Source organism: Ruegeria sp. CDSC021, from assembly GCF_059610845.1.
Genome location: NZ_JBXWOK010000005.1, coordinates 91,215 through 105,957, shown reverse-complemented (window position 1 = coordinate 105,957; position 14,743 = coordinate 91,215). Strand labels below are relative to the sequence as shown.

At 58.3% G+C, this 14,743-nt stretch carries 16 protein-coding genes; 2 read left to right on the top strand and 14 right to left on the bottom strand.

The window, feature by feature from the left end:
- Position 1: 1 nt before the first annotated feature.
- The 11 genes from AC2FGB_RS10220 to AC2FGB_RS10170 form a co-directional block, all read right to left on the bottom strand.
- On the bottom strand, positions 2–175 hold the full coding sequence (locus AC2FGB_RS10220; RefSeq protein WP_170433422.1) for a hypothetical protein: 174 nt from the start codon (positions 173–175) through the stop codon (positions 2–4).
- Positions 175–780 carry an NADH-quinone oxidoreductase subunit C gene (locus tag AC2FGB_RS10215; RefSeq protein ID WP_271950203.1) on the bottom strand — a complete coding sequence of 202 codons (606 nt, stop codon included), beginning with the start codon at positions 778–780 and terminating at the stop codon, positions 175–177. The genes AC2FGB_RS10220 and AC2FGB_RS10215 overlap by 1 nt, the downstream gene beginning before the upstream one ends.
- 10 nt (positions 781–790) lie before the next feature.
- Positions 791–1,324, bottom strand: coding sequence for a NuoB/complex I 20 kDa subunit family protein (locus AC2FGB_RS10210; RefSeq protein WP_037307875.1), 534 nt, complete (start codon positions 1,322–1,324; stop codon positions 791–793).
- A complete protein-coding gene (locus tag AC2FGB_RS10205; protein WP_496690852.1) occupies positions 1,315–1,680 on the bottom strand; it encodes an NADH-quinone oxidoreductase subunit A in 366 nt (121 codons plus the stop codon). The genes AC2FGB_RS10210 and AC2FGB_RS10205 overlap by 10 nt, the downstream gene beginning before the upstream one ends.
- Positions 1,681–1,862: 182 nt before the next feature.
- Entirely contained in the window at positions 1,863–2,645 is a 783-nt protein-coding gene (locus tag AC2FGB_RS10200) for a crotonase/enoyl-CoA hydratase family protein (RefSeq protein ID WP_496689749.1), read from the bottom strand.
- Positions 2,646–2,648: 3 nt separating this feature from the next.
- Positions 2,649–3,503, bottom strand: coding sequence for a hydroxymethylglutaryl-CoA lyase (locus AC2FGB_RS10195; protein WP_496689748.1), 855 nt, complete (start codon positions 3,501–3,503; stop codon positions 2,649–2,651).
- Positions 3,504–3,567: 64 nt separating this feature from the next.
- Complete coding sequence (locus AC2FGB_RS10190; RefSeq protein ID WP_496693927.1) at positions 3,568–5,499, bottom strand: acetyl/propionyl/methylcrotonyl-CoA carboxylase subunit alpha; 1,932 nt, start codon at positions 5,497–5,499, stop codon at positions 3,568–3,570.
- 3 nt (positions 5,500–5,502) lie between these two features.
- Complete coding sequence (locus tag AC2FGB_RS10185) at positions 5,503–5,928, bottom strand: ASCH domain-containing protein (protein WP_496693928.1); 426 nt, start codon at positions 5,926–5,928, stop codon at positions 5,503–5,505.
- A gap of 1 nt (position 5,929) precedes the next feature.
- On the bottom strand, positions 5,930–7,534 hold the full coding sequence (locus AC2FGB_RS10180) for a carboxyl transferase domain-containing protein (RefSeq protein ID WP_496693929.1): 1,605 nt from the start codon (positions 7,532–7,534) through the stop codon (positions 5,930–5,932).
- Position 7,535: 1 nt separating this feature from the next.
- A complete protein-coding gene (locus tag AC2FGB_RS10175; protein WP_281994878.1) occupies positions 7,536–8,018 on the bottom strand; it encodes a DUF4365 domain-containing protein in 483 nt (160 codons plus the stop codon).
- Positions 8,015–9,541 carry an AMP-binding protein gene (locus tag AC2FGB_RS10170; RefSeq protein ID WP_496693930.1) on the bottom strand — a complete coding sequence of 509 codons (1,527 nt, stop codon included), beginning with the start codon at positions 9,539–9,541 and terminating at the stop codon, positions 8,015–8,017. The genes AC2FGB_RS10175 and AC2FGB_RS10170 overlap by 4 nt, the downstream gene beginning before the upstream one ends.
- Positions 9,542–9,677: 136 nt before the next feature.
- Between AC2FGB_RS10170 and AC2FGB_RS10165 the strand changes: the two genes are divergently transcribed.
- Positions 9,678–10,283, top strand: coding sequence for an OmpW/AlkL family protein (locus AC2FGB_RS10165; protein ID WP_142635181.1), 606 nt, complete (start codon positions 9,678–9,680; stop codon positions 10,281–10,283).
- A gap of 54 nt (positions 10,284–10,337) precedes the next feature.
- Here the strand turns inward: AC2FGB_RS10165 and AC2FGB_RS10160 are convergent, their stop codons facing one another.
- Positions 10,338–11,501: an isovaleryl-CoA dehydrogenase gene (locus AC2FGB_RS10160; protein ID WP_271950212.1), complete on the bottom strand. Its 1,164-nt coding sequence runs from the start codon at positions 11,499–11,501 to the stop codon at positions 10,338–10,340.
- A 176-nt stretch (positions 11,502–11,677) separates the two neighbouring features.
- On the opposite strand from AC2FGB_RS10160, the gene AC2FGB_RS10155 reads away from it, so the two are divergent.
- Entirely contained in the window at positions 11,678–12,748 is a 1,071-nt protein-coding gene (locus AC2FGB_RS10155; protein WP_496689743.1) for a Hint domain-containing protein, read from the top strand.
- Here AC2FGB_RS10155 and AC2FGB_RS10150 read toward each other — a convergent pair whose 3' ends face one another.
- Positions 12,749–13,939, bottom strand: a complete 1,191-nt coding sequence (locus AC2FGB_RS10150) for a DegT/DnrJ/EryC1/StrS family aminotransferase (RefSeq protein WP_271950215.1) — start codon at positions 13,937–13,939, stop codon at positions 12,749–12,751. It lies immediately after the preceding gene.
- A 40-nt stretch (positions 13,940–13,979) separates the two neighbouring features.
- Entirely contained in the window at positions 13,980–14,651 is a 672-nt protein-coding gene (locus tag AC2FGB_RS10145; RefSeq protein WP_142634920.1) for an HAD-IA family hydrolase, read from the bottom strand.
- Between the last annotated feature and the right edge of the window lie 92 nt (positions 14,652–14,743).

Sequence of the window (14,743 nt, the reverse complement as noted above, 5' to 3'; positions counted from 1 at the left end):
CTCAGCGGCGCTCCAGCTCTTGCAGTTTCAGCCCGACCCACCACAGCAACGCGATCGTGCCAAAAGGGATCAGACAGAGCAGGCACCAGTATTTGTTAATCCCGAAGAACGGCAAAATCTTCACCATCGGGATGATGGTCAGTGCAGATAGGATCAGCCACCAAATGCCACCCATTATTCGCTCTCCTGTTTCTCATCGCCGGGCAGGATGTAATTCGCACCCTCCCACGGAGACATGAAATCAAACTGACGGTATTCCTGCACCAGATTGACCGGCTCATAGACCACACGCTTTTGCGCCTCGTCATAACGGACTTCGGTATAACCGGTGGTCGGGAAATCCTTGCGCAGCGGATAGCCACGAAAGCCATAGTCGGTCAGGATTCGCCGCAGATCAGGATGGCCCGAGAAAAGGATGCCGAACATATCGAACACCTCGCGCTCGAACCAGTTGGCCGAGGGGTGAACGTCGACAATCGACGGCACCATGTCATCCTCACGGATCGACACGCGCAGGCGGATACGCTGGTTCTGGTACATCGACAGGAAGTGATAGACCACATCGAACCGCTTGGCCCGCTCGGGATAGTCAACGGCTGTGATGTCCACCAGGGTCGAGAACTTGCAACTGGCATCGCCCTTCAGAAATTCGATAAATTCCACAAGGTTCGACGGGGCCACGTCCACGTTCAACTCATCATGGGTGACATCCCAGGACAGAACGCAATCGGTCCGTTTGAGTTCCAGCTGCGCGCCGAGTTCTTTGAGTGCTTCGCTCATTGCCCTCTCCTCAGCGTACAATGGTGCCGGTGCGGCGGATTTTGCGCTGCAGCTGCATCAGACCATACAACAGCGCCTCAGCCGTTGGCGGGCATCCAGGCACATAGATATCGACCGGCACAATGCGGTCACATCCGCGCACAACAGAATAGGAATAATGGTAATACCCGCCACCGTTGGCGCAGGATCCCATCGAGATCACATAGCGCGGCTCGGGCATCTGGTCATAGACCTTACGCAGCGCAGGCGCCATTTTGTTGGTCAGCGTTCCGGCCACAATCATCACATCCGACTGACGTGGGGACGCGCGTGGCGCGATACCAAACCGTTCTGCATCATAACGCGGCATCGAGGTGTGCATCATCTCAACTGCGCAACAGGCCAGCCCGAAGGTCATCCAGTGCAACGATCCGGTGCGCGCCCAATTGATGATATCCTCGGTCGAAGTTAGCAGGAACCCTTTGTCCTGCAGCTCGGCATTCAGGGCCTGGGTGGCGACTTCTTTATCGACGCCAGCGGTGTTTGCACCCGTCATCACTCCCATTCCAGGGCCCCCTTCTTCCACTCATAGGCAAAGCCGATGGTCAGAACGCCCAGGAACACCATCATGGACCAGAATCCGACATCGCTGATGTCTTTGAAAGCCACGGCCCAAGGGAACAGGAACGCAATTTCCAGATCGAAGATGATGAAAAGAATCGCGACCAGATAGAATCGGACGTCGAATTTCATCCGCGCATCGTCGAAGGCGTTGAAGCCGCATTCATAAGCGCTGACCTTTTCAGGGTCGGGATTGCGGACGGCCAGCACCACAGCGGCAAGAATCAGGACGATTCCAAGGCCCGCAGCGACGACCAGAAACACCAGGATCGGGAGGTACTCCCGCAGCAGGTCTTCCACGAATAGCTCCTTTCCTGCGCGTGCCCCGTAGGGGAGCGCCGTCAATTAGCGTGTTGACTGGACATTCTCTATCCGCGCGGGGTCAGAGGGTCAACCAAACACAACCGCATGGCACCCTAATATTCCGTTTCATTCCAGCCGAACTTTGATCCGTGAAACGCCCAGACCGACAGAACGTAAACCTAACTATTCCATACAGGTTTTCGCTTGTCGAAGAATGCGCTGATTCCCTCATGCGCCTCGTCGGTTTCCCAGCGCGCAACCAGCGCCCGGATCGTTTGGTCGATAACGGGATCGTCAACACGCGGCCCCAGACTATGGACCAAGGCCTTGGCCGAGGCCACCGCACCAGGCGCACATGACAAATAGGGTTCAACCTCGGCCTCGACAGCGTCCGCCAGATCTTCTGCTGAGACCGTTTTGGCCAACAGGCCCAAATCGACGGCCTCGGCCGCGTCAAACAATCGGGCCGACATAAAGACCCGCCGCGCACGTGCCGCCCCCATCCGAGCGACAACATAGGGGCCGATGGTGGCCGGGATCAGACCCAGTCGCGTCTCGGTCAGGCCCATTTTCAGGGTCTCGACACCTACTGCCACGTCGCAGACGGCGGCAAGGCCCACGCCGCCACCGAAGGCGTTGCCCTGTAACGCTCCGATCAGCGGTTTGGGCATCACGTTCAACGCCTGCAACATCTCGGCCAGTTTGCGTGCTTCGACAAAGCGTGTCTGAGGATCCGCTGCCATCTGGTCCTGCATCCAGCCCAGATCCCCACCGGCACAAAAGCTTTTGCCTGCTCCGGTCAGAACGACGACGCGCACAGTTCCATCGCTGCCCAACTGTACTGCCGCTTGTGTCAGTTCCCGGATCATCTGCGCGGACATCGCATTATGCTTTTCCGGGCGGTTCAGCGTCAGGGTTGCAACGCCACGTGGATCAACCGTGACCGAGATCGTTTCAAACATCGCCTACTCCGCCCTCATGGCCAGTGCCATTTGTGCCGCTTGTTCCACGATCCCCAGATCAAGTCCCGTTTCATATCCAAGACGCTCTAAATGCGCGACCACGGCTTCGGTGGCCACGTTCCCTGCGGCGCCGGGTGCATAGGGGCAACCGCCCAGCCCCCCGACTGCTGAGTCAAATGTCCGCACGCCCAGCGTCAATGCAGCGTCGATATTGTCGATGGCCCGACCATTGGTGTCGTGGAAATGTCCCGCCAAGCGGGTAACAGGCACCGTCTCACGCACCGCCAGAAGCATATGGGCGATAGTGTCCGGTGTTCCCTGCCCGATCGTATCTCCCAGCGATACCTCATAGCAACCCAGCGCAAATAGTGTGTCCGCAATCTCGGCCACCTTCTCGGGTGGGGTCGGACCATCATAGGGGCAGTCGGTCACGCAGGACACGTAACCGCGCACTGGCAGGTCAATATGGCGCGCAGCCTCTAGGATCGGTTTGAACCTCTCAATGGATTCGGCGATGGTCGCGTTGAGATTGGCCTTCGAGAACCCTTCCGAGGCAGACGCGAATACGGCAATCTCATCCGCTTTGGCAGACAAGGCGTCCTCGTACCCGCGCATATTTGGCGTCAGCGCCGCATAGCGCACCTTACCAACCCGCTGGATCCCGGCCAGAACATCGGCACTGCCAGCCATCTGGGGCACCCATTTCGGAGACACAAAACTGGCAACTTCGATCCGATTGAAGCCCGCCTTGCTCAGGCAATCGATCAGAGCGACCTTCTCGGCAACAGGAATTTCCCGCTGTTCGTTCTGCAGCCCATCACGTGGCCCTACTTCAAAAATGTCGACCCGTTCACCCATAGCTTTCGCCTCCCGTTATGCCGTGTTGTCCCGACTGTGCCACGTTGCGGCGCAGCGGGACAGATCATTCCTCCTCCAGCCGGACCAGCGCCGCGCCGGCCTCGACCTGAGCGCCCGTTTCGGCCAGCACCTCGGCGATCACGCCATCACGGGCAGCCAGCAAGGAATGTTCCATTTTCATCGCTTCCAGAATGGCCAGTCGATCACCTTCTGAAACGGCTTGCCCTACGGTGGCGAACATGGCCTTGACCAGACCGGGCATCGGCGCCTCGACCACATTGGTATCGCCCAAGGCGCTTGCATCGCGATCCAGCGGATCGACATGCTCAAACACTTGCCCATAGTCATCGAATACTGTGATTGTCGCACCAGCCAGTGCCACGGGCGGCATCGGGCGATCATCAATGTACCAGCCTCCATTGCGCCGTTGCGCCAGAACCGTTGTGTCCTTGATCTGCCAGACCTGCCGGTCAGGTCCTTCGACCTGTACGTCTAGATCAATGAGCTCGCTATCGTACTTCAACTGGACGGCCCGGTGCAGCGGCGCCCACAGGCTGAAACCCGTGTCGGGCCCGGTCTCGACCAGATCAAGCGCCGTCATGGCTGCTGCAACAATCAAGCCCGCGCGCGCATCAGAAGTTCGGACCAGCCCGTCGATATCCCGACCGATCAGCCCGGTATCGACATCGCCCGCCACAAATCCGGGGTGCCGGGTCAGCGCGCCAAGAAACGAGAGATTCGTGACCGTCCCGGCAACCTCGGTCCGCCGAAGAACCCGGTGCAGGTTTTCCAGCGCCACTGCACGCGTCGGGCCATGCACCACGACCTTGGCAATCATCGGATCGTACCAGGGGCTGATTGTATCGCCGGACCGCACTCCGCTATCGGCGCGGCATTCCGCAGGAAAGCGCAGATGTGTCAGCGTACCTGTTGCGGGCAAAAACCCTTTGGGCACGTCCTCGGCGTAAAGCCGGGCTTCGAACGCATGCCCGTTGATCGTCAGGTCATCCTGCGTTTTTGGCAACGCCTCACCCGAGGCGACTCGCAACTGCCATTCGACCAGATCAACGCCGGTAATCGCCTCGGTCACGGGGTGTTCCACCTGCAAGCGCGTGTTCATCTCCATGAACCAGAACCGATCCGGGCGCAGCCCGTCCGATGCATCAACGATGAACTCAACCGTACCTGCGCCTTTGTAGCCAATCGCCTCGGCGGCGCGCACGCCCGCCTGCCCCATGGCCTCACGCATTTCAACCGTCATTCCGGGCGCCGGAGCTTCTTCGATCACCTTCTGGTGCCGCCGCTGCAGCGAACAATCGCGTTCGAACAGATGCACCGCCTGGGTGCCATCGCCGAACACCTGCACCTCGATATGCCGGGGCTTGGAAACGAATTTTTCGACCAGAACGGCATCGTTGCCAAAGGCGGTTTTCGCCTCTCCCCGCGCACTGTCTAGAGCCTCAGTAAAGTCTTCGGGGTGCTCTACCAGCCGCATCCCCTTGCCGCCGCCCCCCGCAACGGCCTTGATCAGCACTGGATATCCGATGGTCTGGGCCGCGCCCGCCAGATGATCAGGGTCTTGGTTATCGCCGTGATAACCCGGAACCACGGGCACGCCCGCCAGCTCCATCAACACTTTTGCCGCGTCTTTGAGGCCCATCTTGCGGATCGCATCCGCCGAGGGCCCGATAAAGATCAGACCCGCAGCCTCAACCGCGTCAACGAAACCGGGGTTTTCAGACAGAAACCCATAGCCCGGATGAATCGCCTGCGCGCCCGTATCCAGCGCTGCCTGAATGATCACATCACCCTTTAAATAGCTGTCCGCCGGGGCCGCGCCACCGATATGCACCGCCTCATCCGCCATTCGCACATGCTTGGCCGAGGCGTCCGCGTCCGAGTACACTGCAACACAGGACACACCCATTTTCTGAGCCGTTTCCATCACCCGACAGGCAATCTCGCCTCGGCTAGCAATCAGGATTTTATTGAACATGGCTTATCCCTCAACCCCGAGATCTTCGACAAGTCGGAACCGCTCGCAGAGCAATTCCATTTCGGGATCAAACCCGCCGTTTCGCTCGAAATACCGGCGGTGATCTTCGCGCCATCCTTCAAGCGTCTCATTCTCGCCCTCGGCCAGCGCGAAATCCTCGGTCACATCGCAATATCGGCAGGTCGTTACCTCATTCGTTTCGATCACCAGCGCGGGACGACCATCCCAGTCCAAAGCGATATCGCGCCGCCCAACGACCGGAGTATCCGCACTGCCTTCGGGATAGTCTCGCAAAGCACCGCAGGTCGCTGTTTTCCTTCCTGCACGCACTAAGGCCAAAAGTTCTGCGCTCAACGTTGCGTTGTCACCAAACTTGAAAGTCTGAGCACCCGGATAGCGGGCCATGACATCATTCAAAGAAACGTTCATCTTACATCCTGAACACGCCGAAACGTGTCTCCTCAATCGGGGCATTCAGGGCGGCACTCAGCGACAAGGCCAGAACATCGCGACTTTTGCGCGGGTCGATGATGCCATCATCCCATAGGCGCGCCGAGGCATAGAGTGGGTGAGATTGTTCCTCGAACATATCCAATGTTGGGCGCTTGAATTCGATCTCTTCCTCAGCCGACCAACTGCCACCCTGTCGCTCGATCCCGTCTCGTTTGACGGTGGCCAGCACGCCCGCCGCTTGCTCGCCCCCCATTACGGAAATACGCGAGTTCGGCCAAGTCCACAGGAACCTGGGCTGATAGGCCCGCCCCGCCATGCCATAGTTCCCGGCCCCGAACGAGCCCCCGACAAGCATGGTGATCTTGGGTACCGAAGTCGTAGCAACGGCTGTCACCATCTTTGCCCCGTGCCGCGCAATGCCTTCGTTTTCGTATTTGCGGCCCACCATAAAGCCGGTGATATTTTGCAGGAAGACCAGCGGGATTTTGCGTTGCGAACACAGCTCAACAAAATGCGCGCCCTTTTGGGCGGCCTCGGAAAACAGCACGCCGTTGTTGGCGATGATCCCAACCGGGCAGCCTTTGACATGGGCAAACCCGGTCACAAGCGTCTCACCAAAGCGCGGTTTGAATTCGTCAAATCGCGAGCCATCGACAAGCCGCGCGATCACCTCGCGGATATCATAGGGCGTGCGCAGGTCGGCGGGAACAACGCCCAGAATTTCCTCGGGGTCATAAGCCGGGTCTTCGGGGCTGGCCCAATCCACGGTCTGCGGTTTGCGCAGGTTCAGAGATCCCACCGCCTGCCGCGCCAAAGCCAGCGCGTGGGCGTCGTCCTCAGCCAGGTAATCGGCCACGCCGGACAGGCGGGTATGGACGTCGCCACCGCCCAAATCCTCGGCGCTGACGACCTCTCCGGTCGCGGCCTTGACCAAAGGCGGACCGGCCAGAAAGATCGTGCCCTGATCTTTGACGATGATCGTCACATCCGACATCGCGGGCACATAGGCCCCGCCCGCCGTACACGAACCCATGACCACCGCGATCTGAGGGATTCCTTTGGCACTCATTCGGGCCTGATTATAGAAGATGCGGCCAAAGTGGTCGCGGTCGGGAAAGACCTCGTCCTGGTTGGGCAGGTTCGCCCCGCCGCTGTCAACCAGATAGATACAGGGGAGTTGGCTTTCCTCGGCAATCTCCTGCGCGCGCAGGTGTTTCTTGACCGACATCGGATAATAAGTGCCGCCCTTCACGGTGGCGTCGTTGCAAACCACCATGACCTCGCGCCCCTGCACCCGGCCAATGCCCGCAATCACACCAGCGCTTGGCGCTGCATCACCATACATCCTATGCGCCGCCGTCGCGCCGATTTCCAGAAACGGGGACCCTGGGTCCAGCAGGTTCGCAACCCGGCGCCGGGGCAGCATCTTGCCCCGCGATTCATGCCGCGCACGGGATTTCTCGCCTCCGCCCATGCGGGCAGCTTCGGCAGCGGCAGAGATTTGCTCCAGCGCGTCGAGATGAGCCGCGCGGTTTGCCTTGAAACCCTCAGAGGTGGGTATGGCTTTTGATGTGAGTTTCATCTTATTCCCCTAGCGCCTGTCTCAATCGCGAAAAGTCGGGTTGGCCCTGCATTGAAATGCGCCATGTATCAAACCTTGGGTTCGGATATTCTTGATTTCTGACTTTCGAGCGCCCATTCATCCAAATACTCCGATGTCCTGCATTTTTTCCAGAGGAAGTGGTCACGCAGTTCTTTATGAAATCCGCTGACGACATTAGCCACATTTCGTCGAGACGTTCTGAATAGAACAAAAAGTAATAACCATCTCGTTCCTTCGGATGAGACTGCCCGACGCCGAACAAAGCGGAAGAACCAAATTTCACCTGACCCGAACGTGCTTTGATTTGCAGGTCGATCTTTTGTCCTGCTCTGCCTCGGATGATCGCGTCAATGCCATCATCATCGACAAGCGGTACAAATACATCGAAGCCATCTTTTAGCAGCAGCCCGATAACCCAATATTCGATGCGCTTTCCAAATGACGCGGAGTTTCTGAAACTCATCTTCTGACCTCCAACGCCGCCCGCGCCTTCAATTCCTTCCGGATCACTTTCCCCGTCACAGTCATCGGCAGTTCCTCCAGAAACGCCACCTCGCGCGGATAGGAATACTGCGCCAGACGATCCTTGACCCAATCCTGCAACTCTCGCTCCGCAACCGTGGCTCCCGGTTTCAACACCACATACGCCTTCACGATCTCGGTCCGCAACGGATCGGGCTTGCCGACCACACCAACTGTCGCCACCGCCGGGTGGGTCAGTAGGCAATCCTCGATCTCGGCGGGGCCGATGCGATACCCGGCGGAAGTGATCACATCGTCATCGCGGCCAACAAAACGTAAGTACTCACCCTCCCACACGCCGCGATCTCCGGTTATCAGCCAATCGCCGCGGAACTTCTCGGCCGTGGCCTCAGGTCGGTTCCAGTATTCCAGCAGCATCGAGGCCGAGCCTTGGCGGATGGCCACGTCGCCCTCTTGATCTGTGGGCTGGCCATCCTGGTCGATCACTGCAACTTCATGCCCCGGAACCGGTTTACCGATGCAACCCGGGCGCACGGGAAAATCCTGAGCGCAGGAAGACACCACCATGTTGCATTCGGTCTGGCCGTAGAATTCGTTGATCGTCAGGCCGAACGCATGCTTCCCCCATTCCAACATCTCGGCACCCAGCGGCTCCCCTCCGGAAGCGACCGAGCGCAGACCGGGGATCGCCTGATCCGTGGCCTTGAGCATCCGCAATGCGGTAGGCGGAAAGAACACGTTCCGTACCCCGCCACGTGCGATCACATCCGCACAGGCCTCGGGGGTGAATTTCTCGAGCCGGGCCGCGACCACCGGAATGCCCAGCGCCAGCCCTGGCATCAACACATCGAACAACCCGCCAATCCATGCCCAGTCGGCGGGCGTCCACAGAAAGTCACCTTCGCGCAGATGGTTGTGGCTGATCGAGACCCCCGGCAAATGGCCGGTCAAAACCCGATGCCCATGCAGCGCGCCTTTGGGGCTGCCGGTTGTGCCGGAAGTATAGATCAGAACTGCCGGATCCTCGGGGCCGGTATCCGCAAAGGGCACCGGATCATCAGACGGAGCTATCTGATCGACCCGAACCGGTACGGCCAAATCCCCCAGCAGTGCAGCACCCTCTGCGTCTGTCAACACCAGTTGCGCCCCTGCATCCGCGACACGCGAGGCCAGCGCGTCATGTTTGAACAATTTAAACAAAGGCACCGAAATCGCGCCGATCTTCCAGATCGCAAGATGCGCCGCCGCGCAGCCGGGTGACTGACTGAGCAGTACTCCAACGCGATCCCCAGGCCGCACCCGATCGAGCAAGGCGTGTGCGATGTCATCGGCCAAGCGTCCGAGTTGTGCAAACGAGACGACCTTGCCCTCACCCCCGGTCAGGTCGATGATCGCCGTCTGCTCTGGGGGTTGTTCCAAGCATTGCCGCGCCATGTTCAACCGGTCCGGCAGATCCCAGCCCCCACCCTGATGCAAACCAGGTATGCCTTCAGCGGGACACATTACCGAAACCCTTTGTTTTTCTATGTCTTTTCTGAATCGAGCCACCAAAGACGGTCACGGGAATTTGATGCAGATCAGAGTCGGCGGGCTCTGCTTCATGCAAAACCCGGTCATCAACAAATCCAAAGGCCGTAAAATGACCAAGAAACTCGCCGCTTTGACTCTTTCGACCGCGCTCGTCGCGTTTGCTGCGCCCGTTTTCGCCCAAAATCAGGGCGACTGGACCGTTGGTGTCGGTGTCGGCTATCTCGACCCGAAATCCGACAATGGGTCCCTCGCCGGGCTGGATGCAGATGTCGATTCCGACACACGCCCGATCTTTACTGCCGAGTATTTCGTTCGGGATAATCTGGGTATCGAGCTGCTGGCCGCCACACCGTTCAGCCATGAGGTCACACTGGGTGGCAGCCTCGACGCAGGGACCGTCAAACACCTGCCGCCCACACTGTCGCTGAACTATCACTTCCCGACCAACTCGGTCTGGAAACCCTATGTCGGCGCGGGCATCAACTATACCATCTTCTTCGACGAAAAATCGGCTCTGGGTGATCTCGAGCTCGACAACTCGGTCGGCCTCGCACTGCAGGCTGGTCTGGACTATATGGTCACCGAAAAAGGCGCTGTTCGTCTGAACGTTCGCTGGTTCGATATCGACTCGGATGTCACACTGAACGGTGCCGATATCGGCACCGCTGAAATCGATCCTTGGCTGGTCGGCGTATCCTACGTTCACCGCTTCTGATCCTTTACACAGAACGCCCTGCCGTTCCCTAGTCGGCGGGGCGTTTTTTTTTGCTCAGAGCATTTCGTTCATCAGTTCCCGTCCGATCAGCATCCGGCGGATTTCGCTGGTGCCGGCGCCGATTTCCATCAGCTTGGCGTCGCGGAATATGCGGCTGACCGGCGAATCCGACAGGAACCCCGCGCCGCCCATAGCCTGAACTGCCTGATGGGCCTGCGTCATGGCCTGTTCCGAAGCATACAGACAGCACGCTGCCGCATCTTGCCGGGTCACATCCCCGCGGTCACAGGCCTTGGCGACCTCGTAGACATAAGCCCGGGCTGAATTCATGGCCGTGTACATGTCAGCAATCTTGCCTTGCATCAGCTGAAAGCTGCCAATCGGTTTGCCGAACTGCTTGCGCTCGGCCAAATACGGCATGACTTCGTCCAGACAGGCGGCCATGATTCCAGTTCCGATCCCGGCGAGCACAACGCGTTCGTAATCCAGCCCTGACATCAGAACCGCGACACCCTTACCCTCTTCGCCCAGAACATTTTCAAAGGGCACCTCGACGTCATCAAAAATCAATTCCGCCGTGTTTGATCCGCGCATGCCCAGCTTGTCGAAATGGGGCGAGGTCGAAAAGCCCGTCATCTCTTTTTCGACCAGAAAGGCGGTGATCCCTTTGGATCCAGCATCAGGATCCGTCTTGGCGTAAACGACCAGAGTATCCGCGTCCGGCCCGTTCGTGATCCAGTATTTGCTTCCGTTCAGCCGGTAGTGATCATTGCGCTTTTCCGCCTTCAGCTTCATCGAAACGACGTCTGATCCGGCGGACGCCTCAGACATGGCCAGCGCGCCCACATGTTCGCCGGAAATCAACCGAGGCAGATATTTCGCCTTTTGCTCGGGGCTGCCGTTCAGCTTGATCTGATTGACGCACAGGTTTGAATGCGCCCCGTATGACAATGAGATTGAGGCAGAGGCCCGCGCCACTTCTTCAACCGCGACGGTATGGGCCAGATAGGACATGGCCGCGCCACCATATTCCTCGGGCACGGTAATTCCTAGCAGGCCCAACTCACCCATCTCGCGCCAAAGTTCATTGGGAAACGCGTTCGAGGCATCGACCTTCGCGGCCATCGGCTTCACCCGCTCTTGCGCCCAGCGATGCACCATTTCACGCAGTGCGTTCACATCTTCACCCAGATCGAATTGCATGGCCGCCGTGAACATCGAACCCTCCCAGTAAATGAACGATTGTTCAAATAATCTGCCATGACCATGAACCCGGGTCAAGCGCTGACCGAAAAAGGTTCACCCGCGAGCCGATCCGGAGCGTCACAAATTCACCATACTCGACGATTAGATCGCCTAAGCCGTTAAGTTTTTTTGCTTCAAGGATTCTGCGAATGGCCCCAACCAATGTCATCGTAAATGGTACTTTTAATAGCGGTTCCGCAAATTGGTCTGGTACGGATATCGAAGCTGACCACACTGAGGGTGCCTATCTCGGGAATGGTTCATCGAATCGTGTGGCCGAAATGGATGGCAACGCAAGCCAAGTCACGGTGATGGAGCAAACCTTTACGCTGGATGACCCCAAATCCGGCGAGCTTAGCCTGGATTCCGCACTTAGGACGGCATCTAACTCAAATGCAGGCAGCGAAGGATTTACAGTCGAGATTCTGGACAGCAACGGCGTCGTTATCGCCTCGATGACCGTTCTGCCGACTGCGAACAGCTTTTCCACATTCACCATGCAGGTCGATTTCCCTTCCGCCGGTGACTATACCCTGCGCCTTACCGAACTTGGCCTCAATGATAGCCTTGGCGCCATTGTCGATAACATCGAGTTACTGGTGTGTTTTTGTCAGGGCACCCTGATCGAGACGGAACTCGGGGAACATCCCGTTGAAACCTTGCGTGAAGGTGATCTTGTGCTGACCCGATCGGGGCTGAAACCTGTCAGATGGATCGGACAGCGGCATCTTTCGGCAACCGATCTGGCAATCAATCCAAACCTGAAACCGGTTCGAATCGCGAAATCCGCATTAGGGGACGGTTTGCCGAAACAGGATCTTCTGGTTTCCCGGCAGCACAGAATGCAAATCTCTTCGGCGGTGGCGCAGCGCATGTTCGGATCGCCGGATGTGCTGGTCGCGGCCATCAAGCTGTCGGAATTGCCGGGAATCGAGATAGACAACAGCCTTGATCAGGTTGTGTATTACCACCTGCTGTTCGACAATCACGAAATCGTTTTTGCAAATGGCGCCCCGAGCGAAAGCCTGTTGCTGACCGACACGTCGCTGGCATCCGTTACGGCGCAGGCCCGCGAAGAAATCCAAATGATCCTTCCAAATCTGCTGGAAGCCCAGAATACAGTGCCGTCTTATCCGATCCCTGAAAATCGGCTGCAAAAACGACTGGTCGAGCGGCTGCGGAAGAACCAAAAATCCCCGCTCGAATCACAGGAAATGTGATCAGGATTGGAACACCGCGCCGACCTCGGAGCGAATGATCCGTGCGATCAACCGGCAATCATCCAGTGAAAAAGTCAATGGCACCCGCATATCCATGATCCCGGTCAAAATGCGGTCACTCGCAGGCAGAGGCGCGCTTTCCACATATCGCCAACTGTCATAGCGCGAAGTAAACCCGGTGGGCTCTGCTCCGCCGAACCATTTCAGATCCACACCACGCGCCGCGCAGCGCTGCATCACAAGAGCAATCCGTTCGGGTGACCAGTCCAGCAGCAAGAACTGAATCGACGAGCCCACATAAGTTTCCGCCTCGGGCCGTTCGACAATGGTAAGTCCCGGCGTGCCGCGCAGCCCTTTTTCGATCTCGACATAGCGCTCATTCCACCGGTCAATCTGTTGTTCCAGATTGCGAAGCTGCGGCCTAAGGATCGCGGCCCTCAAATTGTCCATGCGCCCTGAGACATTGGGCGTGGTGTACTTGATCCGCTCGAACACCTCCGGGCCCGGCGCTGCAAGGTGGCGCTCATACAGCATGTAGGATCCTGAAAGGACCGTCGCCTTGGCAGCCAGTTCCTCGTCATCGGTAATCAACAACCCGCCTTCACCGGAATTTATGTGCTTGTAGGTCTGGCAGGAATAACACCCGATAACGCCCTGCCGTCCGGATTTTTGCCCGCGCCATGCGGCGCCCATCGTGTGCGCGCAATCTTCGATCACGGCCACACCGGCGGCATCGCAGATTTGCATCAACCGATCCATGTCGCACAGATGCCCACGCATATGGCTGAGCATCAGCACATCAGACTGATCCAGTTTGCTTTCGAGATCATCCAGATCAATCGTCAGCGCTTCGGTCACACCGACAAATACCGGCTTGGCTCCGATCGAGGCAATCGCCCCCGGCACCGGCGCCAGGGTGAAAGCGTTGGTCAGAACCGTATCTCCGGGCTGCACCCCTATCGCGCGCAATGCTGTCGCCAGTGCATAGCCGCCCGAGGAGACCGCCAGACAATATTTTGCGCCGGTCTGCGCGGCAAATTCCTGTTCTAACAGGGCGGTCTCGGCCAGTTCGCCGGGCGACACGTTATATCTGTGCAGCCGGCCATGACGCAAAACGGCCAGAGCCGCCTCGATCGCCTCATCCGGGATTGGTTCCTGCTGGGTGAAATTGCCAGTAAACTTCTCAGTCATCTTTTCGCTCTTGCGGCCGCGATGGGCCGGGGTCAAGGGGTCAGGCTGCAGCTCCGACCAAATCAAAAACAAGTTTCGGCAGGTCATCAAAATGATGCAACAGCGCTTCGGGTTTCAGCGCAGCCATGTCGTCGCCAGATGGCCCGAATGTTACAAGCACCGAGGGTACACCTGCAGCACGCGCCGTATTCCGGTCGGTGTCGGAATCCCCGATCAGAACGCACAGATCCGGGTGTCCGCCGGCCCGGCGGGCAGCTTCACGCAGGGGCTCCGGATCGGGTTTGCGAACCGGCAAAGTATCCGCGCCGACGAGTGAGCCAAACCGGTCGCGCACACCCATTTGGGTCAGCAGCTGATGTGCCAGAGCCTCGGGTTTATTAGTGCAGATACCAACGCCATAGCCGGCCTCTTTCAACTTTCCAACCGCGTCCAGCGCGCCTGGATAAAACCGGGTATGGGTGTCAATCGCCTCCGAGTACGCTTCTAAAAGCATCGGGTAATAAGCGTGAACAGCCTGCTCGTCATAGGCCCCAACCCGCTTCAAACCGTGGGTCAGCATCATCCGCCCACCACGCAAAGCGATGCCAGCATCCTGCCCGTGGACCAGCACATCGCCGTGCCCCATATCGCGAAAACAATGGTTTGCGGCCTCCAGCAAATCCCCGGAAGTATCCGCCAGTGTCCCGTCCAGATCAAAGATGACTGTTCGCATTACGCCTCCTGCCTCGGCGGGTTTTCGCCACGTCTTGTTGCAAACGGCAATCTAGTTTGATGGCTGAACCGCTTGCGACTTTACCCTCAGCG

Excerpts from the sequence above, each read along its gene's own strand:
- AC2FGB_RS10220 (WP_170433422.1), bottom strand. The coding sequence starts at position 175 with ATGGGTGGCATTTGGTGGCTGATCCTATCTGCACTGACCATCATCCCG.
- AC2FGB_RS10215 (WP_271950203.1), bottom strand. The coding sequence starts at position 780 with ATGAGCGAAGCACTCAAAGAACTCGGCGCGCAGCTGGAACTCAAACGG.
- AC2FGB_RS10210 (WP_037307875.1), bottom strand. The coding sequence starts at position 1,324 with ATGGGAGTGATGACGGGTGCAAACACCGCTGGCGTCGATAAAGAAGTC.
- AC2FGB_RS10200 (WP_496689749.1), bottom strand. The coding sequence starts at position 2,645 with ATGTTTGAAACGATCTCGGTCACGGTTGATCCACGTGGCGTTGCAACC.
- AC2FGB_RS10195 (WP_496689748.1), bottom strand. The coding sequence starts at position 3,503 with ATGGGTGAACGGGTCGACATTTTTGAAGTAGGGCCACGTGATGGGCTG.
- AC2FGB_RS10190 (WP_496693927.1), bottom strand. The coding sequence starts at position 5,499 with ATGTTCAATAAAATCCTGATTGCTAGCCGAGGCGAGATTGCCTGTCGG.
- AC2FGB_RS10185 (WP_496693928.1), bottom strand. The coding sequence starts at position 5,928 with ATGAACGTTTCTTTGAATGATGTCATGGCCCGCTATCCGGGTGCTCAG.
- AC2FGB_RS10180 (WP_496693929.1), bottom strand. The coding sequence starts at position 7,534 with ATGAAACTCACATCAAAAGCCATACCCACCTCTGAGGGTTTCAAGGCA.
- AC2FGB_RS10175 (WP_281994878.1), bottom strand. The coding sequence starts at position 8,018 with ATGAGTTTCAGAAACTCCGCGTCATTTGGAAAGCGCATCGAATATTGG.
- AC2FGB_RS10170 (WP_496693930.1), bottom strand. The coding sequence starts at position 9,541 with ATGTGTCCCGCTGAAGGCATACCTGGTTTGCATCAGGGTGGGGGCTGG.
- AC2FGB_RS10165 (WP_142635181.1), top strand. The coding sequence starts at position 9,678 with ATGACCAAGAAACTCGCCGCTTTGACTCTTTCGACCGCGCTCGTCGCG.
- AC2FGB_RS10160 (WP_271950212.1), bottom strand. The coding sequence starts at position 11,501 with ATGTTCACGGCGGCCATGCAATTCGATCTGGGTGAAGATGTGAACGCA.
- AC2FGB_RS10155 (WP_496689743.1), top strand. The coding sequence starts at position 11,678 with ATGGCCCCAACCAATGTCATCGTAAATGGTACTTTTAATAGCGGTTCC.
- AC2FGB_RS10150 (WP_271950215.1), bottom strand. The coding sequence starts at position 13,939 with ATGACTGAGAAGTTTACTGGCAATTTCACCCAGCAGGAACCAATCCCG.
- AC2FGB_RS10145 (WP_142634920.1), bottom strand. The coding sequence starts at position 14,651 with ATGCGAACAGTCATCTTTGATCTGGACGGGACACTGGCGGATACTTCC.